Source organism: Paenibacillus sp. DMB5, from assembly GCF_001517085.1.
In the GTDB taxonomy this organism is placed as follows: domain Bacteria; phylum Bacillota; class Bacilli; order Paenibacillales; family Paenibacillaceae; genus Paenibacillus_AQ.
The window spans coordinates 46,485-69,136 of sequence record NZ_LRAC01000124.1 but is presented as its reverse complement, the minus strand read 5'-3'; the positions used below and the strand labels follow the sequence as shown (position 1 = coordinate 69,136).

Genomic DNA, 22,652 nt, shown 5'->3' with positions numbered 1-22,652 from the left:
TCCCGATGGAGGTCATTCAATTGAACAAAAAGAAAATGTATGCCGGAGCCGTTGTTCTATTCTCAGGAGGCGTGCTTGCCTTAAGTGCTTTTCTCGTCCCCGGCATTGTGAATTCGCAGGTCATTGCAGGGAACGGTCCGGCCGTTCAGGCCAAGGTTCAGCCCGCAGCGTCAGGAAGTGCAATTCCTGTATTGAAGGTGGAAGCACCGGCTCCGGTATCTACGGTAACAGCTGATCTGCTTAAAGATATGAGCGAAGCGCAGATTGAGCAGATTTACGATTACATCAATAAGCCCGGGCTTGAACCCGGCATCTCGGGCAGGGAGATAACCGAAGCAGAAATAAAACGCAGACTGGTGCTGGAAGATAAATATGTGTATGAAGGGCTCCGCCCGGAGCAGCCGCTGCCGCTTAAGGCCGGACAGGCAGAGGTGTATGTGGATTTAGAGACGCACACGTACACCTACCCGGAACGGACAATGACTGACGAAGAGCTGCTGCAGCTGATTGACTGGTCCTACCGGCTGAATTATATCGCTGCCCGGCACAATGTGACTGCCCCGCCCGTGGCGCAGGACATCAGCGAGACTGAAGCGAAGCGGCTGGCTGCAGAAAGTGTAAACAAACTGTTCGATGCCGATGTTTCCAAGCTGGAGACAAAGACCCTTCTGGCTGAGCTAGGAGCGGACAAGCAGCTAACCTGGACTGTGCATTCGGCTCCATACAAAGCCGGCACCCTGCACGGGCAGGGGAAGGAATTTCAGGAGTACCACGTGATTATTGACGCCAAGAACGGCGATGTGCTGGATACGACGGTCATCAATGGGGTGCTGAACAGAACACCCATTGATGACGCAGCTGCAAACCGCATTGCGAAGGATGCCAGCTGGATTCACAAGGCTACCCAGATCGTGATGAACAAGCAGGGGGAAAAGCGGGCAATCGTCAAGGCAAGCCTGACTGATACCGCGGTTAACAACAAGCGCGGGATGGTCGCCGTGAAGCTGCTGCTGGAAGACGGGAGCAGCTATACGGCAGAGCTCCGTTATCCGAATCAGGCCTTGCGCTGCCTGATTTATGATGCGGCAGGGAAGTGAGCAGTCTCAGGCGCTCATTGCTGAGGTTATGGCAAGCATGAGGGCAGATGGCGCTGCGGCCATATCAAGTATGAGGTGAGGAGACATTCTGTTGCACTTTGTACAACAGATCATGGTTAAATCGGTCTGAGGACAGAATCTGCTGTATTTTGTACAGCAGATTCTTTAATTTTTGGAGCTTTATCTCTATTTTCCGGAAATCAATTGTACAAAATGCAATAGAATCACTTTTTCGGCATCCAAAAGATAAATCTGTTGTACAAAGTACAACCAACCATCATACAACCAACCATCACAACAACCATACAGCCAAAACCAATGCATGTTCTTTTTAAATGAGCATGATCTGTCATTATGCCATAAACAACGGCCATTAGATTATATCTGCCTCAGGGTCAATCCTCTACAATGTAATAGATGAAGCTCAATTAAGGAGGCATTGCCAAACATGGTTAATATAGAGCCGTTTATACAAAAGGTGCTCTGCACCCTTGCTGCCCATAGTACCGGCCAGCCGGGCGGATACCGTCGGATGCTGGCCGACCCGCCGCATGACGCAGAGCTGTATGGAACGGCCGATGCGGCGATTCTGCTGTACACGCTCGGGGAGCTGCCTGCTCCGGGAAGCGCGGAGTATGGCGGGCTGAGCCGGACACTGCAGGGCTTCCAGCGGGAAGAAGACGGAATGTTCCCAGGGGCGGGGCATCATGCCATCCACAGCACGGCATTTGCCATCTCGGCGCTGGAGCTGCTGGATGCCAAGCCGCTGTATCCGTTGAAAGCGCTACATCCTCTTAAGGAGCGTTCCGGGCTGACTGCTTTTCTGGACGGTCTGGACTGGAAGCATCAGCCATGGGGCGAGTCAACCAAAGGTGCAGGAGTCTACGCTGCGCTGGTGCTGGCCGAAGAAGCGGACAAAGCGTGGGAGGACTGGTATTTTGACTGGCTCTGGAATGAGGCTGATCCAGAGACAGGCCTGTGGCGGCAAGGAGCAATAACGGGCAGCGGGGATTGCGCTGCTGACGACGGAGCGCCGCTGTTCCATCATCTGGCCGGCTCCTTCCATTACCTGTTCAACCAGGATTACCGCAAGCGCCGGCTCCGTTATCCGGAGCAGCTGGCAGATACCTGCCTAAGCTTGTTCCAATCCGGGCAGATTCAGCTCTCTAAGGGTAATTTCTCTTTTGTGGAGCTGGACGTGCTGTACCTCGTAGTGAGTGTAATAGAGCAGACCAGCCACAGGGCGGAGGAGCTTAAGGAAATGGTTCAGGCTATCGGCGAACATTTGCTGGAGTTTATTGCTATGTGCGCGGAAGAACCGGCTGACGAGGTGTATGAAGACCTGCATACCTTGTGCGGCAGCGTGTGCGCCCTAGCCATCGTGCAGTCCGTGCTGCCGGAGCAGGTACAGGCGGACCGGGTACTGAACAAAGTGCTGGACCGGCGTCCTTTTATCTGACAGGAATTGTGATTAGTCAAAAGGAGGAGATAAAGTTGCTACAATGGGCATTCGTTACAGGAGCAGACCGGGGAGTCGGGCTCAGCCTGGTTAAGGGACTGCTGGGACAAGGATATCATGTATTTGCCGGACAATATGCCGGAGCCGGAAACACCGGAGCAGGGAGTGAATTGGAGCGGCTGGAGGAGTTAAGTGAGGGACGTCTGAAGCGTGTTCCGCTTGATATCAGCGATGCTGACAGTGTCAGCAGAGCGCTGAAAACTGTGGCGGCGGTCACCGACCGGCTGGATATTCTGATCAATAACGGGGCTATATTAGGGGATATGCAGGCGACGATTGAGGACGAGCTGGATTTTGAGGAGATAGATCAGGTGTTCCGCGTGAATGCGCTGGGAGCATTGAGGATGTCGAACGGGCTAATTCAGCCTCTTTTGCGGAGTGAACATAAGCTCATCGTCAACATCTCCTCCGAGGCAGGCAGCATCGGCAGCTGCTGGCGGAACGCCTGGTATGCCTATTGCATGTCCAAGGCGGCGCTCAATATGCAGTCCCATCTGATTCACAACCAGATTGCCCCCAAGGGCGGCAAGGTGATGGTCATTCATCCCGGTCATGTCCAGACCTATATGCAGGGCAAGCTGGATACAGCGGGAAAGCTGACACCGGACGAGTCCGCCGAGAGTATCTTGAAGCTTGTGGAGCAGCGGCTTGATTCCGGCTATGCCGGGGAAGGACTGGCTCTGATTGATTACGCCGGGGAGACGCTGCCTTGGTAAAGGAGCCGATTTCATAATTTAAGCCTTTCCAGAATCGGAATCAGACAAGACTAAGACTTCAATAGACAACGTTAGCTGAAAATAAAAACAAGTAGGCAGCCGGTCTTATCGATCGGTTGTCTTTGTTGAGGTAACGGGCAGGTTAGTTTAAGAAGGGATATTAATGTCTTCAGTGGAATATTGTTTTTTAGATACATATTGAAGGAGTGAAGGCGTGTGGAAGATATAATTAATGGAATAAACCACTGGATACAAACATTACCGAAGGTATATAACTCAATGTCAGGAACAGAAATATCAAATCGCCCATTACCAAATAAATGGTCCAAAAAAGAGATTTTAGGACATCTATGCGACTCTGCAATAAATAATATTAATAGGTTTATAATGATTCAGTACGAAGAACAACCATTTGTCCTCCAATCATATAATCAAAACCAATGGGTAATACTTCAGCATTATCAAGAAAGACCACTTGATGAGATATTAAACCTTTTTTTAGCCTTAAATAAGCAAATCATAAATACTATATCGAATATCCCAAAAGAGAGATTATCAAATCTTTGTGATATAGGAAATAATCAACAGAAAACATTAGGGTGGCTCGTAAAAGATTATCTTGAACATATGGAACATCATATTAACAACCAAATCCTTATTAAAAATAATGCCTAATATTGATACTGCTTCTTTAACTAACAGGTGCTTTGATACAGGAAAATTAACGTTTTTTTGTAGAAGTCCTAATTGAACAAACGGGGCAGTCCGATTACGATGCATTGTGCGGAATATTGTGTTAAAGGGCAGGATATTTAGTTGAAAAAGATAAGTGGAGGTTTTATGTCGCATTTGACGCATATTGTTCACTAGTTAATTCCAAAAGAGCTCGTTTTGAGGCTTCAATATAAAAAACCAGCTGCTGTCGTGAACTGGAAAAAAGTCCTAGACTACTGTTGGTTTATTATACTAACGTTTTCCGTTTACTTGAATATCTAGTTGAGTTTTGCTTAAAAGTCTATCTTCACATCATAATGTTTTAACAAAAAATAAATTAAGATCGTCATCTATAAGCACCTGCTGACCATATTGTAGGTACTCGCCGTTTTTAAAAATTCCTTTGCCATCCGGAACATATCCGCGATTGACGTATAAGGATTGTGCAGCCCCATAATCACTGAATAAGCCTACACCAAGACCGGAGATTTCTGATTGTTCTCTAATTATTTCTTCTGATTTATCCATTAACAAGGTACCTATTCCACTTCGTCGATACTTAATCAGTACGTTAAAATCCTGGATTTCTGGTATACGATGCTCTTTAAAATAGGGGTAATCTGATTGCCATTTTACATTGACATAACCCGCAAAACCACCTTTAAGCTCAGCTACCAACGTGACTCGCTGCTCTTTTTTTTGTTCTTCTAAATATTTTAGGAAAAGATCGATAGGCTTTTCCCAACCTTGATTATGGAATGCCTCGGAAATAACTTCGGGATCACTCTCATTTAACATACGGATAGTTATTTCAGTCATAAAGCACCTCTTCTTTATTTTTCTTTTATTTTAAATTAAAAGCTGATTTTATAATGGGATAAAACGATTATATTCGAAAAATCTGCCCGTTAGCTAATGCCTCGACTGTCTGGTACTTTATTTACTCAGTCTAAACGAGCGGCAGACTAAGACTCTATTTATAAGTCATAGTCTGCCGCTGCTTTATTTTTACATCAGCAAGAATGGTATTTAATTCATTTGACAGAAGGAAAGCAGAAGTACAATAATATAGTTAACCAGACTAACTAAATGAGGTGTGCATATGAAAGAGAGTACGGTGAGGAGTGCGGAGATCATCGGTTTATTTTGCCGGCAGCAGATGAATGTGAAAAAGGATATTCCCGTCAGGTCCAGTGAGATGGGGGTGCTTATCTTTGTGGAGAAGCAGGAGGAGCCGGTTACGCCGCTGATGATCAGCAGCTTTTTCAGGATATCCAAGCCGTCCGTTACGGTTATGATCAACTCCCTGATCCGCCAGCAGTATCTGCATAAAGCCGCATCAGCGACAGACGGGAGAAGCTATACCGTATCTCTGACAGCAGAGGGTCGGAAGCTCGTTGAGTCCACCGCAGCGGAGTATTACCGCAGCATGGAGCTGCTGGAAGAACAGATGGGCAGTGCCGAATTCGCCAAATTTATCGGATTAATGCAGCAGGCAACGGAAATCATCAGCAGGGAGACGGGACGGTCATGAAAATATTAGTTACAGGCGCTTCGGGCAATGTGGGCAGCTATGTGGCGGAGGAGCTTTTGAAGAGGGGAGAGCAGGTGGTGGCCGCGGGGACAGATGTGAACAGGCTGGAGCAAACGTTTCACGGCCGGGCAGTATGTGTGAGGCTGGATTTTACAGAACCGTCTACGTTTGCTACGGCGCTTGAAGGGGTGGACCGGGTATTTCTGATGCGTCCGCCGCATCTGGGGAAACCGGAGGATTTGTATCCTTTTATTGACGCCTTGAAGGCTCACGGCATCCGGCTGGTCGCCTTTCTGTCGCTGATGGGGATCGAGAAGAACACTATTCCGCCTCACTATAAAATTGAAAAATACATTGAAGCTGCAGGAATTCCCTATGCGCACATCCGTCCTGGATTTTTTATGCAGAATGTTTCGGGCATTCACGCTGCCGAGATTCGCGAACAGAATCAGATCTACATACCAGCGGGCAACAGCAGGACGAGTTTCATTGATGCAGCAGATATCGGGCTTGCTGCCGCTGTGCTGCTTGGCGATTCCGTGAAATATGCTAATACCGCCCACACGCTAACCGGACCAGAGTCGCTTCACTATTATCAGGTGGCGCAGATCCTGAGTGAGGCTACAGGACGGCAGATCACGTACGCCAAGCCCGGGTTTCTAAAATATAGAAGGTATTACATCAAAGAGCGGGGACTCGATAAAGCCTATGTGAATGTGACGGTTGCGCTGTATTTTATGACCAGAATGGGGACGGCTCAGCGGGTGAGCGGGGAGTTTCAGCAGCTGACCGGGCGGGCACCGAGGACATTCCGGGAATTTGTAAAGGAAAATCTGGAATGTTTCAGTGAAGTTTAATTATATTAGAAAAATGTTTATATTAAATGTTGAAAATAATTGAAAGGTTGTTAACTCTGTGATAAAGTGAGGTCGTGAGTGCGAAGCATGAAAAGTGAAGTGCTCAGCATGAAGGCGATTCTCAGCTTTATTAAGGAGGAACTTATGAATCCACAATTCCGTTATCTCGATCATCCTGTCCTGGAGCCGGTTCCCGGCTGTGCCTGGGCGGACAAAATGGTGCTGAATCCGGCGATCGTCAAAGACCCCGGATCCGATGATATCCATATGCTGTTCCGGGCGACAGGCCCGTGGCCGCAGAAGAAGAGAGCAGGCTGTCATGATCCGTATCCGATTTTTCTGGGTTATGCCAAAAGCAGCGACCGCGGCGAGACCTGGGATGCCGACTTTAGCAGACCGGCTCTCGCGCCGGCGTTAGGCTATGAGGAGCATGAGCTGTACACTACTGATATTAAAGGAAACAGGGTCCGGAATTATGCGAACGGCTGCATTGAGGACCCGCGAATTTTTCCGGTTGAAGGGAAGCTTTATGTAACCGTTGCCTGCCGGATTTTCCCTCCGGGGCCGTATTGGCTTAGTGACCAGGACCCGCCGGTGGAGACGCGTTATGAGTATGTGCCGGACTGGATTGCCGGGGCAGACGATGAGGACCCCTTTATCCAGACAGCCCGTTCCAATGATACAGTAACTGTGCTGTATAAACTGGACTTGGACAAACTGAAAAGCGGAAGCTACGAGGAGGCCTTTCATTATATCGGTCCGTTAACGGAGGGGCAGGTCAGCGATAACCGCGATGTGTTTCTGTTTCCGGACAAAATGAGCATCGGCGGCGAACCCAAATATGTAATGCTGCACAGGCCGATGAATGTTCTGCCGTTCCCGGAAGGGGAGCGGGTGCAGAAGCCTTCGATTTACCTAGCTGCGGCTGATGACATTTACGGTTTTGCTTCGCCTGAAGCGGAGCACCGTCTGCTTGCTTCTCCTATCTTTGATTGGGAAGAACACCGGGTAGGGGCGAGCTGGCCGCCTGTCAAGATTGGGAAGCGGGAATGGCTGGTGCCTTATCACGGGAAAAAGAATGTGGAGTTCGGCTATACGCAATCCTTCATGATCGTGGAAGAGCAGGAGAATGATTTTCCCGCGCTGCGGCACCGTTGTCCGGACAGGCTCATGTATGCGGAAAGAGAATGGGAGATGCCTGCCGATTACCCGACGCCGTGCCTGTTCACAACAGGGGGAATTGTGATGGACGGCGAATTAATCATGTCGTACGGTGCCGCCGATCAAAAAGCCGGGATAGCCTGGGTGAACCTTGAGGAATTGGTAACCCACATCCGCAGATATGACCAGGAGGGCAAGCTAATTCAGGGACAGCCCGCAAACTAAATTACAGACTAAAAGCATCTGTTCCAACTGTGGAGCAGATGCTTTTTTGTGTTCCTGCAGGAAATTAAAGGATGTTGAAACAAATACCACTTAAACATTTTTAATATTTTTTGAATAAAGTTTAATTAATAGTTGAAGAAATAAATTCAACATGATAAAATCCTACTGTAAGCGATAACAAGTGAACCAGGGGGATTGGACATGGGCTTTTGGATATTGAACAACGGGAAGGATGGTGCGGCGGATGGGGAGCTCTTATAACAGACAACGGATTCTTATATTGATCACTTTCCTGTTTGTTCCGCTTGGATTGCTGGGGCTGTTTACTTATTATCCGGCGGTCAGGCTGCTATACCTCAGCTTTACGGATTGGGATGGGATCAGCAAGACGGTTAACTTCCTGGGGCTGGACAACTACAGGGAGGTTTTCACCAATCCGGATTTATTCGGGGTGTTTATTCACCAGATTCCTTATGTGCTTGGCGGGGTGCTGCAGAATATCGTGGCGATCCTGTTCGCCGTTATTCTGAATTCGCGGATTAAGGGACGCAATTTGTTCCGGGTGCTGCTGTTCGTTCCTTATATTATGAACGGTGTGGCGGTCGCTTTTATGTTCCAGTATGTTTTTGACACCAATAACGGCTCCCTGAATGCGCTGCTCGGCATGGCCGGCCTGTCCTCCCTGCAGCACAGCTGGCTCGGGGACACCTCGCTCGTTAACTTTTCACTGGCTTCGGTGAGCTTTTGGAGGTATATGGGCTATACGATGATCATTTATCTCGGCGCCCTGCAGTCGATTCCCGGTGATATGTACGAAGCGGCTACCATCGATGGTGCGAACCGGTTCCAGTCGCTGTGGTATCTGACGCTTCCGAGCCTGACCCAGGTAATTCAGCTGAATATGTTCCTGACCTTAAGCGGTGCCCTGGCTGTATTCGATCTGCCGTTTGTGCTGACAAAAGGCGGGCCTGTCGGCTCCAGTGAGACCTTCCTGCTGAAGACGACGGAGACGGCGTTTACCTTCAATAATTATGGTCTGGCCTCAGCCATGAGCATTGTGCTGCTGATTCTGACCGTAGTGATTCTGCTGGCACAGAATTTCGCGCTGAAACGCAAGGGGGATGCCTGATGATAACGAACAGAAAAACCGATCCCGTGCAGTGGCTCAAATACGTGCTGCTGGGCATCGCCAGCCTGGTTGTGCTGTTTCCGCCGTATGTGGTCGTGCTGAACGCCTTCAAGGGACCGGATGAGAGCTCCAGCCCGTTTGCGCTGCCCGACAGCTTTCTGAACTTCGAAAATTTCCGGATTGTCATGGACCAGGCCAATATTCTGCAGGCGTTCGGCAACACGTTTCTGGTTATTGCGGTTGCCCTGCTGGGAAATATCATCTTCGGCACCATGGTCTCTTACGCGCTGGCCCGGATTGCTTTTAAAGGGAAAGGCTTGATTCTCGGGCTGTTCCTGTTTGCCAGCATCATTCCGACGATCACAACCCAGGTGGTTATCTTCTCGCTGATCCAGTCGCTTGGAGTGTTCAACACGCTGTTTGCACCGATTCTGCTGTTTGTCGGAGCCGATGTGCTGCAGATTACGATTTACCTGCAGTTTATCCGCAATATTCCCGAGGAGCTTGATGAGAGCGCGATGATTGACGGGGCAAGCCTGTTCCGGATTTATCTGTCGATTATTTTCCCGCTGCTCAGCCCGGCTACTGTAACGCTGGTTATTCTGAAGACGATCAATATTTACAACGAGCTCTATATTCCTTTCCTTTATATGCCCAAGCAAAAGCTGGTGATGGTCTCGACCTCCATTATGCGGTTTGCCAGCAACAATCAGGCCCAGTGGAGCTATATTTGTGCCACAATTCTGATCATCATGATCCCGACGGTTCTGCTGTATTTGTTCCTGCAGCGCTACATCTTTGCCGGTGTAACCAACGGGGCGGTTAAGGGTTAAGGGATAAACATTTTGAAACAAATGGAAAGGGGATTAAGCAGATGAATTCTTCGATTTTTGAAAAGCGGTATGAACAGGTAAAAGCACGTTATGAGGAGGTTATTACACGGAAAAATGAGCCGCTTTTCTCGGAAAACGGTATTTATGAACGGTATGAGCAGCCGGTGCTGACCAGCCGCCATATCCCGCTGTCCTGGCGTTATGACCTGAATCCGGAGACTAATCCATATTTTATGGAGCGTCTGGGCGTGAATTGTGTGTTCAATCCGGGTGCGATCCGGCTGGACGGAAAGTTTTATCTTGTTGCCCGGGTGGAGGGGGCTGACCGGAAATCGTTTTTTGCGGTGGCTGAGAGTGACACGGCGTAGACGGCTTTACTTTCTGGGATTACCCGGTCCAGCTGCCGGAAACGTCTGATCCGGATGTGAATGTCTATGATATGCGGCTGGTCCAGCATGAGGACGGGTTCATCTACGGGCTGTTCTGCACGGAACGCAAGGACCCGGCCGCACCTGCAGGCGATCTGTCGAGTGCGGTTGCACAGTGCGGAATTGTGCGCACCACGGATCTGAAGACCTGGGAACGGCTGCCGGATCTGCTGACCAAATCGGCGCAGCAGCGCAATGTTGTGCTGCATCCGGAATTCGTAGACGGAAAATATGCCTTCTATACCCGTCCGCAGGACGGCTTCATTGATACAGGCTCCGGCGGCGGAATCGGCTGGGGACTGGCGGAATCGATGAATCCTGCGGTGGTGGAGGAGGAGATTATTGTGGATGAGCGGGCCTACCACACGATTAAGGAAGTGAAGAACGGGCAGGGACCGGCTCCGATCAAAACAGCGGACGGCTGGCTGCATGTTGCCCACGGCGTACGCAATACGGCTGCCGGACTGCGTTATGTCCTGTACGCCTTTATGACAGATCTGGATAAGCCATGGGTTCAGACGTACCGCCCCGGCGGGCATCTGCTGGCTCCTGAAGGAGAGGAGCGTATCGGAGATGTATCTAACGTCGTGTTCAGCAACGGGATGATCGCTACGGAGAGCGGGGAATTGTTTCTGTATTATGCTTCCTCGGATACGCGCTGCCATGTGGCAACGACCACTGTAGACAGACTGGTGGATTACGTCAAAAACACCCCTGAGGACGCCATGCGTTCCTATGCTTGTGTGCAGCAGCGCTCTGCGCTGATTGAGCGCAATTTGCGCTAAAAACTGCTTGTTCGAGGGGGAGCTGTGGCCGTTGGGAGTTGATGTTGTGATTGTTTTTGAAACAAAATTATAATTAATTTATAATTGTTTAATATATTTAAAATAAACTGTTGAATATAAAATTAAATAATGTTAATATTCGGTTTGTAAGCGATAACATCATTCAAGGGGGATTTAAAATGAAAAAAAGCTCTACCGCTCTTGTAAGTATGATTATGGCCTCTGTTCTGCTTGCTGCTTGCGGCAATAATAACAATGCCGGCAATACGTCAGGCGATACCGGCGGCAATACGACGCCAGCAAGTGAGGCACCGGCGGCCTCTAATGCTTCCGGGGACGAAGCCGCTAACCAGGATATCAGCGGAACCATTACGTTCCTGACTAACCGTACGGACATGATCGGCAAGGAATACGATGATTACGCGAAACGGTTCAAAGAGAAATATCCGAATGCCGAGATTCAGTTCGAAGCGATTACCGATCTGGACAAAACGACCAAGATCCGCATGTCCTCCGGTGATTTTCCCGATGTGGTGTTGATTCCAACGATTCCAAACTCCGATCTGCCGAATTATTTTGCCCCGCTGGATGATCTGGGATTGACCGACAACATCTACTTCAAGGATTTCAAGTCCTATGAAGGTAAGCTATACGGCATTTCTGTCGGCGCAACAACAACGGGCATTGTCTATAATAAAAAAGCCTTCGCCGATGCCGGAATCACCGAGCTGCCAAAGACACTGGATGAATTCTACGCTGCCAGCGAAAAGCTGAAGGCAAACGGGGTTGTGCCGCTGGCCTCCAACTTCAAGGATCAGTGGCCGCTGTATCCGTGGGCCTCTGAAATCCCGACAAGCATTGCGGGGAACGCCAATTTGAACAACGAACGCATCAACAGCGACGAGCCGTTCCAGATGGACAACGCCTACGGCCAGGGTATGAGCATTCTCCGCACCATGTATGAGAAGGGCTACCTGGAGCCCGATGTGAACTCTACCAACTGGGAGCAGTCCAAAAAGGATGTAGCCAGCGGCAAATTCGCCATGTTTATGATCGGGAACTGGGCCATCCCGCAGGTTGCTTCCAGCGGAACAACCTCTGACAATGTCGGCTTCTTCCCGCTTCCGTATGACAACTCCGGCAAAGTTAACGTAACGCTGGCGCCTGACTGGGCTTACGGGGTCAACAAGGACAGCAAGCATCTGGAAACAGCCAAGGCCTTTGTAAAATGGATGCTTGAAGAGTCCGGGTTCGATGAGTTCGGCGGCTTCATTCCTGTGATCAAGGATAAGGAACCAGCCGTACCGCAGCTTCAGGAATTCAACAGCTTCAACCCTGTTACCCTGGAAGCCGTAGCGGATGATCCTCAGGTTACCGATGTTGTAAACAAAGCCCAGATCACTAAGGAAGCTATGGTACAGGAATTCGTGCTCGCCAAAGATCCGCAGAGCATCCTGGACAAATACAACAAAGCCTGGGCCAAGGCCAAGAAGGATGTAGCGAAGTAATCAGGCTGGCCGGGAAATAAAATAACTATAAAGATTGAACTTGAAATTTATATTAGTGGAAGGGTGGCGGAGGAGAATTTTGGAACTGAAGGAGCGGTAGCGACCGCCTTTGTCTGCGGATTTCAACCGTTAAAAACGGTATAAATCAAGAAATCTGCAGACAACAGCGGCTGGAAGTCCAAACATTCTCTGGAGTCACATGCAATCCCAAAACAGCAATATTAGTTCAATCTATATAGATTGCTGCGGCGGATTGACCATCAGGCTAATCCGCCGCAGGTCTATCAAGGCAGCCAGAACACAACTAATTTACAGAGATAAGGAATGAGCAGCGATGGGAGAAACTAATTTTGTCAGAAGGAAGGGAAGTAGGCTTTTTATTGGAGAGGAGCTGTACCGGTTCGCCGGACCCAACATTTATTGGCTGGGGCTGGATGAGAATGTCGGCGGCATTGACTGGCCTACCCCGTTCAGGGTGACCAATGCCTTGGATACGGCGGTAATGATGGGGGCGAATGCTCTGAGGTCGCACACGCTCGGCGTGTCTGCAGGCCATCCGAAATCATTGATGCCGCGGCTGCGGGAGCTGAATGAGGAGGCTTTTGTCAAAGTAGACTTTGCGCTCAATGAGATCGCTAAGCGCGGGCTCCGGGTGATTATCCCGTTTGTCTGCAACTGGAGTTATTACCACGGCGGCAGGTCCACGTTTACCCGGTGGCGGGGCATTGACGACGAGAACGCTTTTTACACTGATGGTGATGTGATCTCGGATTACAAATGGTATATCGGGCAGGTACTGAACCGGACCAATACGATTAGCGGTGTGGTGTACAAGGATGACCCGGCCATAATGGCCTGGGAGCTCGGGAATGAGCTGAATCATGCGCCTGCGGACTGGGTGAGGGATATCTGCCGTTATATCAAGGAGCTTGACTCTAACCATCTTGTCAGCCACGGCAAGCAGTTCGAGGTGGATGTTGACAAGCTGGACATTCCGGAGCTGGATATTATGGATGTGCATTATTATCCGGCGGATGTCGGGGAGCTGGCGGCGGATGCAGCGCAGGTAAGCAACGCGGACAAAGTGTTCATCGCAGGCGAATATGGCTGGTCCTACGGGGAGCCGAAGGCTTTTCTGGACGAGGGCGAGCGCAATACAGCTGTATCCGGTACCTGCTTCTGGTCACTGTTCGGCCATGATGATCACGGCGGTTATGTCCAGCATTATGATGGCTTTACGCTACACTATCCGGGCAGCGGCTACAATGCCGAGCATCTGGAGCGGATTCAGTCGCTGCGCAATCATGCGTACCGGATGAGGGGAGAAGAGGCTCCGGAGACGGAGGTTAGAGATGCACCTGTGCTGCTGGATGCAACGGAAGGCAGAATCTGTTTCCGGGGTGTGGCCGGAGGAGCCTATTATACGCTGGAAAAAGCAACAGAGGGTCCGGAGGGACCGTGGACAACACTGATTGAGCGGAGTCCGTCCAATGACGGCGGGGGCTGGCTGGACCCGGTAAGGGTCAAAACAGCGAAAGCCTATTACCGCATGAAAGCACTGAGCGTGAGCGGGGCAGAAGGGCCATATTCGAATGTAATAGAGTCGGAGGCTTTTTAATAGAAGGAGGAGGCGGATTATGAATCATCGTTCGGGCAGAACCTTCATTCAGCGTGGGTTAACCATGCTGATGATTGTCTCTATGCTGGCCAGTCTGGTAGTGCCATTGCAGGATAACCGTGTGCAGGCTGCGGGGGCTGATGTCAGCAATCTGATTGTAAACGGAGACTTCGAGAGCGGCAAGCTTGCCCCGTGGGAGTCGGGAAGTGAAACCAGAACAACCGTAACGGGCGATGTGTACAAAAGCGGAAGCTATTCGCTGAAGATTCAGGGTGACAGCAGCTACCCTTATGTGCGGCAGCTCCCGCTTGCAGTGGAGGCGGGTACGGACTACCGTTTAAGCTTTTATGCCAAAACGGAGAATGCAGCAGCTATCCTGCAATACCGGGTTGCCTCGGCCGACAGCTCCAACACGGCCATCCAGGATCTGACGGCGACGGACGCCAGCGGAGATTGGAAGCTGTACCAGACTTCTTTTAACAGTGGTAATCATACGTCCGTCCGGGTTGTGCTGAAAGCTACGGGTACGGTATACTTTGATGAAGTAGCATTGGAGAAAGTAAAGACTGGAGAGTCTGAAATGGCCAATATATTGCCGGATCATCCGGACATCCGTTACTTCGGGCGGTGGGATACCCGTGATGCCTCTGCTTATTCAACCTCCTGGGGAGGTACTTATTTCAAGGTTAATTTTACCGGAACAACGGTTAAGCTGAACGTCGGGTCCAGTGTGAGCTTCTATGCGATCATTGACGGGGTGGAGCGTCACTATACCAGTGTGAACGGTACGGTTGATCTCACACCGGTTCCGTTGTCTCCGGGGACACATACGCTTATGGTAGCAACTCCCTATACGGATCAGTCTCTGACCTTCAAAGGGCTGATCATAGATGAAGGCGCTTCCGTAGGGGCTCCGCCGGTGGGAGCCAAGACGATTGAATTCACGGGCGCTTCTATCATTGCTGGCTACCTGCTGCCCAAGCAGGCTCTGTCCGACTATGGCTGGCTGGCGGCAGAAAAGCTAGGATACGAGCATACACAGATTGCCCAGTCCGGCATGGGGCTGGTGGACCAGTGGTCCGGCGGCAGCTATATTGCCAATAAGGCGGGACTCAGCAAGCAGTTTTTCAAGCTGAAAAATGCCGATTCCGGCGACGATACAGCGTATGACTTCTCCGGTCCTGAGCCGGACATGGTCGTAATCAATGTGGGGACAAATGATAAAAACTTCAATGTGCCCTCAGATATGTATCAGTCGGCTTACACGGAGTTTCTGGCCGGAATCCGCACCAAGTACCCGAATGCTGAGCTTTACGCGCAGCGCCTGTTCAACGGAGTATATGCAGCAGAAACCCAGGCTGCTGTAACTGTCCGCCAGGCAGCCGGCGACAGCAAGGTGCATTATATTGATACAACAGGCTGGCTCTCGGATGCAGATTATATCGACGGCACCCATCCGAATGAGAGCGCCCATGTGAAGCTGGCGGATAAGCTCGCTGCCATTCTCGGAAAAGATGAAGGCATCACGGCGGGCCAGGCTGTGATTGATGGAACGCCGGAGATCGGCAGAACGCTGACCGGCAGCTATCAATACAGCAGTGCCTCCGGTTCCCCGGAGGGAAGTTCGGTTTACCGCTGGCTGCTGAGCAGCACGGAAGACGGTCCATATCTGCCGATTGACGGTGCAGAAGCCAAAGAGCTGGTGCTGCAGCGTTCGCATAGCAAGGCCTATATCAAATTCGAAGTGACGCCGGTCGATGCTTCGGGTAAATTCGGCAGTCCGGTGCAGAGTGAGCCGGTCAGGGTTGACGCGGCCGGTATGCAGGATTCAGTATTTGAGCATTTTGTCACGGTAAACGGAGACCAGCTTATGGACGGTAATCAGGTCTTCCGGTTCGCTTCGATGAACTATCCGGGCGGTATGCGTGATCCGGACTTCTCCCAGGAGGATGCTATCCGGACGCTCTCTGAGATGGGCGGTCAGGTAACCCGTACCTATATTCCTCCGGTCAAACGTTATGATAATACGAATGCCGGCTATGCGCTGGTGCTGGGGCCGGATGAGAACGGCGTAATGCAGTTCAATGAAGCCGGGTTCCGCAAGCTGGATAATCTGCTGGCACTGGCTAACCAGTACGGCGTGCGGCTGATCATTCCGTTTGTGGACCAGTGGCAGTGGGAAGGCGGCATCGAAAGCTATGTCAATTTCCGTTATCCGGGCACGATCAGCGGCGAAGCGGCCAGTGACGAGGATGCCTGGAAGTTCTACACCGATCCGCTGGTCATTTCGGATTTCAAGCAGGTTATTCATTATATGATGAACCGGGTCAATACCATCACGGGGGTACCTTATAAAGAAGATAAGGCAATTCTCGCCTGGGAAACGGGCAATGAGCTGGGGGGCTACAACCAGGAAAAATTCCCGCAATCCTGGACCACCGAAATCGCCCGTTACATTAAGGAAGAGGAGCAGCCGTCACAGCTGCTGCTGGATGGACGGTTCGCCGTGCATGCGGATTCGCTGAGTGATGCCAATATCGACATCGTCGGCAACCATTTCTATACCGGCAACTTTATTGATAAAATCAACGCCGACCGGGAAATGGCCAAGGGCAAGAAGCCATACATTCTTGGTGAATTCGGCCTGTATACTACACAGGCTCCGGTAGAGGCGCTGTTTAATGCGGCGCTGCAAAATGGCAGCAGCGGCATTATGATCTGGTCGCTGCGTCCGCACAAGGAGGATGGCGGGTTTTTCTGGCATGATGAGAACCCGGGCAACTGGGCCTCCTATCACTGGCCGGGCTTTTCCTCCGGTGATTACTACAGTGAAACTGCCATTATCCATACAGTATATAAATACGCCTATTATATGAAGAAAAACGATAAAGGCAAGACTTCGGCTGTGCCGGCCATTCCGGCTCCGGCCAATCCGCCGGTCCTGTTCCCGGTTACTTCGGTCGCGGACATCCGCTGGCAGGGCTCAGTCGGGGCTTCGGGATATGAGGTGCAGCGCTCTGAGGACGGCCAGAACTGGACAACCGTAACCAGTGATTTCTCGGACGGCGGCCGGGCGGGTACGCCAGCCTTCCACGATGAGCGGGCGCTAAGCGGAGTTAGTTATTCGTACCGGGTCCGCGGCGTAAATGAGTCGGGGGTATCGGAATGGTCCAATATTGTGACCACCTCTGCGCAGCATGTGATCACGGATGAGCTGAGTCTGCTCTATAACGATACGGAGAAGCGCAAGGTATACATGTATGACAGCTCCTCCAATGTATTGACCAGCTCGCCGGACGGTAATGAGCTTGGAATCGGCTACAAAGCCTATGTCTCAACGGCAGCTCCGGGCTTTCTGGTGTACGGCTCACCTGTGCCGCTGAGCAGCATCAGTATTTCGGCCGCAGGCAGCGGAAGCATCGGCTGGTTTATTTCGGAGGATGGCGTTACCTATAAGGAAATTCAGCCTTCGCTGTCCGGTGGTAACTACACAGCTGATCAGCTGCCGGCCGGTATCCGGTTTATTAAATTCCGTATTCCCGGCAGCAATACGGTCCAGCTCGATAAGGTGCAGCTGATGTATCATTATGACGGAAGCGGGTATAAAGCACTGCCGGTGCTGCAAAAGAACGGCTTTGTCGTGGACAGCACGTTTGACAGTGCTCCGGTGAAGTCAGGCAGCCTGACGCTGAAGGAAGGCTCGGCTGATACGGAGAATAAGGCTGTGCTGGTCAACAACGGCAGCGGTGAAGGCTCGGTTGTATATGGAGTGAGCGGTGATGTGAATGCTTATCGGTTCACTACCTATGCAAATACGGGAGACCGTCTAAGCTTCTGTGCTTCTATAGATGGTGAGAATTATGCTGCAGTATCGCCTGCAGTCAGTGAAAGTCCGGTTTCAGATAACTGGAAAAAAGTGATCTACACCGACTTCGCTGTTCCGGCTTCAACACGTTATATCAAGGCTGTCTATCCGGCCTCCAGTGTCGCAGAGACGCCGGGCATCGCGCTGGCGGAAATCGGCTACGGTACGAACAGTATCCCGCTGACCGATAAGCCTCCGGTAAATGTTATGGAGGACGGGGAATATGATTACGGTCTGAACAGCAATATTGCCGCCCGCTACACGGCTCTGCCGGGGGCAGGTGCACTTTTGGTGTCGCTGGATACAGCCAATAAAAATGACGGAAGCTATGGCGTTAAATTGTCCTATGACTTCGGGCAGTATGGCGCTGCTGGGACAGGAAGAGTACTGGAGCATGCTAATCTGTCAGCGTTTGATGCCCTGCATGCCTGGGTGAAGGGCGACGGCTCAGCGGCCAAGCTTATTTTCCGGCTGACTGCACAGGACGGCAAGGTATGGGATGCCGAAGTGCCGGTTAGCGGTACGGAGGGCAGAACAGTAGAAATCAGACGCAGTGCGGGACAGGGTGAAGCGGACTGGAGTGACATTGTTCAGTTCTCGATGATTATTGAGCGGGCAGACGGTTCCCCTGCGGCCGGTTCGGTAACTGTGGACGACATCCGGTTTGCCAATGCGGCCAAGCTGGACAATTTCGAAGGCTATGGCGGTTACAACGCCTTGCTGCAAAAAGCTTTTGCCCGCAATACCGGAGGAGGCGCCTTCGAGGTTTCGCTTGATGCAGGACATAAATCGGAAGGCAGCTATGGTCTGAAAATTGATTATAATTTCTCCGGTCCGGGTTATGCGGGTGGCAGCTTCAGCCCCGACTTCCTGAACCTTGAAGGCTATGACGGCTTCAGCTTCTGGCTCCAGCCGGACGGCTCGAATAATGAACTGGCAATCCAGTTCTCCGACGCCGGCGGAAAGTTCTGGGAGACCAAGGCGATTGTGAAAGGGACGGAGCCGCGGATCATGTATGTTCCTTTTGATGACTTCCGATTCCCAAGCTGGTACAGCAGTGACCAGACTGCCCGTCCAGATACCAGACATAATATTTCGACGGTGTCCTTCTATCTTGGAGCATCTGCTGAATCTGTTGCCTCATCGGGTACGATGTACATTGATGATATTAATGGTGCGGATTTCACCAGCCGGCTGCAGAGCGGTAGTGTAACGATAGATAAAACGGACAAGGAAATTACTAGCCTGCCGTATACGATCCATGGTAGTGCAGCAGGAGCAGAGTATATTTCCATTCATGCCGGAAAGCAGGTATTTTATGCCCCTGTAAAAAGCGACGGCACATGGTCTTACTCGACTTCGAGGCTGGCGAACGGGACGCGTGAGATTACAGCCTCAATCGAGCTGTACAATGGAACAGCTGTGAAGACTGACAGCCACACAGTTGAGGTGAATGTAGCAAACAATCCGTATACCGAAGACGGTACGCAGCCTGCGCTGTATAATTATCTGCTGAATCCAAGCTTTGATGAAGTGATTGATGCTGCTGCCTGGCCGCTTCTGCCGCAGCAATGGACGCACAAGGATGCGGCGGGTGCGGACGTTACGGACGGTACAGTCAAGTTGGAAGCAACAGATGTCCGGACCGGCGCTTACCGGCTTGTGCACTGGAACGCCGGTGACTATGAGGTAACCACTTCACAGCAGGCGGAGGATCTTCCGGCCGGTATTTATGAGCTGCGGGCCTGGACCAAATCCAAGGGCGGGCAGCAGGTTGTGGAAATGACGGCTGCAGCAGGCGGTGAAACGCTGAAGGCAGCGATTCCGACAGGCACCGGTACCTGGTCCTATGTAAGAATTCCGGGCATTGAAGTGAAGGACGGTAAGGTAGTGGCCGGCTTCCACTCCAAGGATCTCGGCGGCAACTGGCTCGCTGTTGAGGATACCGAGCTGGTCCGCACCGGCGATCTGCCGGGCGGATCGGAGCCTACGCCGACACCAACAGTGGCGCCGACGCCGGAGCCGACAGCAACGCCTACGGCAACAGCAACGCCTACGGCAACACCGGAGCCGACAGCGACACCTACGGCAACACCTGCGCCGGATGCGACGGCAACACCGGAGGGGACGCCAGTGCCAGGGCCAACGGCGGCCGCTTCGCCGTCGCCGGAACCGCCTGCACTGCCGGGAGGAACCGGCACAGCTCCAACAGCATCGCCTTCTGCCAGTGCGGCGCCAACTACAGGGCCACTGTCCCATAGCCTGGAGGAATTAACCCGCAGAATAGCTGCGGCCGGGAACGGGACAACACCGATTGTTATTGAGGGCAGCGATCAGGGAGCAGTATTGCCGGCAGAGCTTGCGGATCTGCTTGACGGCAGGGCGGTGCAGATTGTTACGCCGGACGTGAAGCTTACGCTACCTCAGGCGGTAATCAGCCAGCTTACACAAATGCTGGAACAAAAGGCGCGGGCTGGCGCGGCCATTACATTGTCCATAGACAGTTCGGTACTTCAGGCACTCGTACCGGTGAATGGCGTTCAGCTGAACGCCACGGGACTGATGTATGACTTCAGTCTGACAGTTCAAGCGGCGGATGGCAGCGGACACAGTCTAAGCCAGTTTAATCAGCCGGTTCAAGTAGAGCTTCCAATAGGGAATAATGTGAACCGTGAGTTGCTGGGCATTTACTACATCAATGAGGAAGGAGTTGCGGAGTACACCGGCGGTCGTGCCGGAGCGGCAGACATTACTGCAGATTTGCAGCATTTCAGCAGATATGCGGTGCTCGAGTACCGTAAATCCTACAGCGATGTACCAGCTGCGCATTGGGCTTACCAGGCCATAACAGCCCTAAGCGCCAAGCATGTAGTAAAAGGGACTGGGGATTTGCTGTTTAGCCCTCAGCGTGCTGTGACCCGGGCTGAATTTGTAGCGATGCTGGCCAGAGCCTATGGCTGGACGGGACAATCGTCTTCCGGCTTCGCGGATGTCTCCGCTGATTCATGGTATGCCTCTTATATAGCGGCAGCCGTTGAACGCGGAATTGTGCAGGGCCGAAGCAGCGGCCATTTTGACCCGGATGCTTTGATTTCCAGAGAGGAAATGGCTGTGATGGCGGAACGGGCCGTGCGGCAGAGCGGTTTGGCTGTTGTAACAAGCATCCCTTCAGCCGCTTCATACGAAGACAGTGCAGCCATTTCTGGATGGGCTGCAGAAGCCGTTGCCAGGCTGACAGCTGATGGAATCGTAAGCGGAAGTAATGGCGGTTTCTTCCTGCCTAAGGAGAAGGCAACTCGTGCAGAAAGTGTGCAGCTTATCTACCTTTTAATGAAGCAATAATTAAGAAGAAGTGATTTTCAGAGCGGATGCCTGCCGGCGTCTGCTCTGTTTTTATATTTTTATTAAAAATTAATATTTGGTTCAATAAATGTTGAAATTTGTTTAATAAAGCGCTATGCTATATATAACAGAATAACTTTAAGCTAACGAACTAATAACTACTCTCCGGAAAGTGGGATATGCTTCATATGAAAAAGGTTACGTTGCAGGTAATTGCCGACGAACTAAATGTCTCCAAAGCGCTGGTCTCCAAAGCGTTATCCAATGATCCCAGCGTTAACGATTTGACTAAGGAGAATATCTGGAAAAAGGCCGAGGAGATGGGCTACCGGGTCAAGCTGGCCCGGATGAAATTTTCAGCGGCCCAGACCGGGAATATTGCTGTGCTGATGCCCCGCGCTTATCTGGATGATATTGAATACTGGGGCAAGGTGCTCCAGGGGATCGAATCGGAGCTTAATCAGCATAAGTTCAGCATGATCCTCTCCAGTATTGACCTGACCCTCACCTCCAAGGAAGCATTGCCGACGAGCATCCTGGAGAAAAAGGTGGACGGGGCCATTGTCATGGGGCATCTGCCGGAGAGCTACATAGAGTTGCTGAAGGATAATCATTTTCCGTTCGTCATGCTGGACGCCAATCTGATGGACCCGACGATCGACCATATTCTGGCCAACAACTATCTGGGTGCTTATCGTGCTACCACACATCTATTGGAGAACGGGCACCGGCGGCTGGGATTTGTCGGTGACAAGAATACCTCATGGAGCTTCCGGGAGAGACACCGGGGATTTCAGGAGGCAATCGAAGACTTTGCACGAAAACAGGCAGAGCCTGCTGAGGGGGCGGTTATTCCGGGAATCGGCGTCAGCGGAACGGGAATGTACGTATCCTCCGAGCTGCCCGAAAGTCTGGAAAAAGAGCTTACCGGCAGCCAGCCGCTCACTTCTCTGTTCTGTGCCAATGATCTGACCGCCTTTGAGGTGCTGAGTGTGATGGACCGCCTCGGCCTGCGCTGTCCTGATGATGTATCAGTGGTGGGCTTTGATGATTTGACGCTGTGTGAAATGATGCAGCCCAAGCTGACCACCGTCCGTGTCCCTAAGGCGGATATCGGCATCCGGGCAGTCCAAGTACTATTGCGCAGAATCGAGAATCCTGAGATTACACCGGAGCATGTTCTGCTGTCGACGCAGCTGATCCAGCGTGCTTCCGTGGTGAAGGCATCTCTCCAGGAGTAAACGAAATCAGCTTGAATACATTTTAATGTAAGAAAAGAATGTAAGAAACGGCTGTTCCGAAATGGAACGCCGTTTTTTTG

General features: G+C 51.4%; 14 protein-coding genes and 1 pseudogene. 14 read left to right on the top strand and 1 reads right to left on the bottom strand.

What is annotated here, in order from left to right; translation table 11 throughout:
* The first annotated feature begins 20 nt into the window (after positions 1 to 20).
* From AWJ19_RS15135 to AWJ19_RS15120, 4 genes are all read left to right on the top strand, one after another.
* Positions 21 to 1,097: a hypothetical protein gene (locus AWJ19_RS15135; protein ID WP_082707908.1), complete on the top strand. Its 1,077-nt coding sequence runs from the start codon at positions 21 to 23 to the stop codon at positions 1,095 to 1,097.
* Positions 1,098 to 1,545: 448 nt separating this feature from the next.
* Positions 1,546 to 2,556 (top strand): hypothetical protein, encoded by a 1,011-nt coding sequence (locus AWJ19_RS15130; protein ID WP_068724955.1) that lies wholly within the window; start codon positions 1,546 to 1,548, stop codon positions 2,554 to 2,556.
* A 35-nt stretch (positions 2,557 to 2,591) separates the two neighbouring features.
* The gene (locus AWJ19_RS15125) at positions 2,592 to 3,332 is read left to right on the top strand and encodes an SDR family NAD(P)-dependent oxidoreductase (protein WP_068724954.1); all 741 of its coding nucleotides are present in this window, start codon (positions 2,592 to 2,594) and stop codon (positions 3,330 to 3,332) included.
* A gap of 216 nt (positions 3,333 to 3,548) precedes the next feature.
* On the top strand, positions 3,549 to 4,007 hold the full coding sequence (locus AWJ19_RS15120; RefSeq protein WP_068724952.1) for a DinB family protein: 459 nt from the start codon (positions 3,549 to 3,551) through the stop codon (positions 4,005 to 4,007).
* A gap of 351 nt (positions 4,008 to 4,358) precedes the next feature.
* On the opposite strand, the gene AWJ19_RS15115 is transcribed toward AWJ19_RS15120, so the two are convergent.
* Positions 4,359 to 4,865, bottom strand: coding sequence for a GNAT family N-acetyltransferase (locus AWJ19_RS15115; protein ID WP_068724950.1), 507 nt, complete (start codon positions 4,863 to 4,865; stop codon positions 4,359 to 4,361).
* Between the two features lie 283 nt (positions 4,866 to 5,148).
* Here AWJ19_RS15115 and AWJ19_RS15110 point away from each other — a divergent pair, with 283 nt between their 5' ends.
* The 10 genes and pseudogenes from AWJ19_RS15110 to AWJ19_RS15065 all read left to right on the top strand — a co-directional run bounded on the left by AWJ19_RS15110 (position 5,149) and on the right by AWJ19_RS15065 (position 22,572).
* Positions 5,149 to 5,580, top strand: a complete 432-nt coding sequence (locus AWJ19_RS15110; RefSeq protein ID WP_068724949.1) for a MarR family transcriptional regulator — start codon at positions 5,149 to 5,151, stop codon at positions 5,578 to 5,580.
* Positions 5,577 to 6,437, top strand: a complete 861-nt coding sequence (locus AWJ19_RS15105) for an SDR family oxidoreductase (RefSeq protein WP_068724947.1) — start codon at positions 5,577 to 5,579, stop codon at positions 6,435 to 6,437. Before AWJ19_RS15110 ends, AWJ19_RS15105 begins: the two co-directional genes overlap by 4 nt.
* 144 nt (positions 6,438 to 6,581) lie before the next feature.
* Positions 6,582 to 7,823: a hypothetical protein gene (locus tag AWJ19_RS15100; protein ID WP_068725289.1), complete on the top strand. Its 1,242-nt coding sequence runs from the start codon at positions 6,582 to 6,584 to the stop codon at positions 7,821 to 7,823.
* 244 nt (positions 7,824 to 8,067) lie between these two features.
* The gene (locus tag AWJ19_RS15095) at positions 8,068 to 8,952 is read left to right on the top strand and encodes a sugar ABC transporter permease (protein ID WP_068724945.1); all 885 of its coding nucleotides are present in this window, start codon (positions 8,068 to 8,070) and stop codon (positions 8,950 to 8,952) included.
* Positions 8,952 to 9,785 carry a carbohydrate ABC transporter permease gene (locus AWJ19_RS15090; protein WP_068724944.1) on the top strand — a complete coding sequence of 278 codons (834 nt, stop codon included), beginning with the start codon at positions 8,952 to 8,954 and terminating at the stop codon, positions 9,783 to 9,785. The genes AWJ19_RS15095 and AWJ19_RS15090 overlap by 1 nt, the downstream gene beginning before the upstream one ends.
* A gap of 41 nt (positions 9,786 to 9,826) precedes the next feature.
* Positions 9,827 to 10,998, top strand: a pseudogene (locus AWJ19_RS15085) (glycosidase).
* 179 nt (positions 10,999 to 11,177) lie between these two features.
* Positions 11,178 to 12,506 carry an extracellular solute-binding protein gene (locus AWJ19_RS15080; RefSeq protein ID WP_068724943.1) on the top strand — a complete coding sequence of 443 codons (1,329 nt, stop codon included), beginning with the start codon at positions 11,178 to 11,180 and terminating at the stop codon, positions 12,504 to 12,506.
* A gap of 334 nt (positions 12,507 to 12,840) precedes the next feature.
* Positions 12,841 to 14,124: a hypothetical protein gene (locus AWJ19_RS15075; protein WP_068724942.1), complete on the top strand. Its 1,284-nt coding sequence runs from the start codon at positions 12,841 to 12,843 to the stop codon at positions 14,122 to 14,124.
* Positions 14,125 to 14,143: 19 nt separating this feature from the next.
* Positions 14,144 to 21,331: an S-layer homology domain-containing protein gene (locus AWJ19_RS15070; protein ID WP_068724941.1), complete on the top strand. Its 7,188-nt coding sequence runs from the start codon at positions 14,144 to 14,146 to the stop codon at positions 21,329 to 21,331.
* 188 nt (positions 21,332 to 21,519) lie between these two features.
* Complete coding sequence (locus AWJ19_RS15065) at positions 21,520 to 22,572, top strand: LacI family DNA-binding transcriptional regulator (protein ID WP_068724940.1); 1,053 nt, start codon at positions 21,520 to 21,522, stop codon at positions 22,570 to 22,572.
* Positions 22,573 to 22,652 lie beyond the last annotated feature (80 nt).

Coding starts and splice junctions, on each gene's coding strand:
- AWJ19_RS15130 (WP_068724955.1), top strand. CDS start 1,546: ATGGTTAATATAGAGCCGTTTATACAAAAGGTGCTCTGCACCCTTGCT.
- AWJ19_RS15115 (WP_068724950.1), bottom strand. CDS start 4,865: ATGACTGAAATAACTATCCGTATGTTAAATGAGAGTGATCCCGAAGTT.
- AWJ19_RS15110 (WP_068724949.1), top strand. CDS start 5,149: ATGAAAGAGAGTACGGTGAGGAGTGCGGAGATCATCGGTTTATTTTGC.
- AWJ19_RS15105 (WP_068724947.1), top strand. CDS start 5,577: ATGAAAATATTAGTTACAGGCGCTTCGGGCAATGTGGGCAGCTATGTG.
- AWJ19_RS15100 (WP_068725289.1), top strand. CDS start 6,582: ATGAATCCACAATTCCGTTATCTCGATCATCCTGTCCTGGAGCCGGTT.
- AWJ19_RS15095 (WP_068724945.1), top strand. CDS start 8,068: ATGGGGAGCTCTTATAACAGACAACGGATTCTTATATTGATCACTTTC.
- AWJ19_RS15090 (WP_068724944.1), top strand. CDS start 8,952: ATGATAACGAACAGAAAAACCGATCCCGTGCAGTGGCTCAAATACGTG.
- AWJ19_RS15080 (WP_068724943.1), top strand. CDS start 11,178: ATGAAAAAAAGCTCTACCGCTCTTGTAAGTATGATTATGGCCTCTGTT.
- AWJ19_RS15075 (WP_068724942.1), top strand. CDS start 12,841: ATGGGAGAAACTAATTTTGTCAGAAGGAAGGGAAGTAGGCTTTTTATT.
- AWJ19_RS15070 (WP_068724941.1), top strand. CDS start 14,144: ATGAATCATCGTTCGGGCAGAACCTTCATTCAGCGTGGGTTAACCATG.
- AWJ19_RS15065 (WP_068724940.1), top strand. CDS start 21,520: ATGAAAAAGGTTACGTTGCAGGTAATTGCCGACGAACTAAATGTCTCC.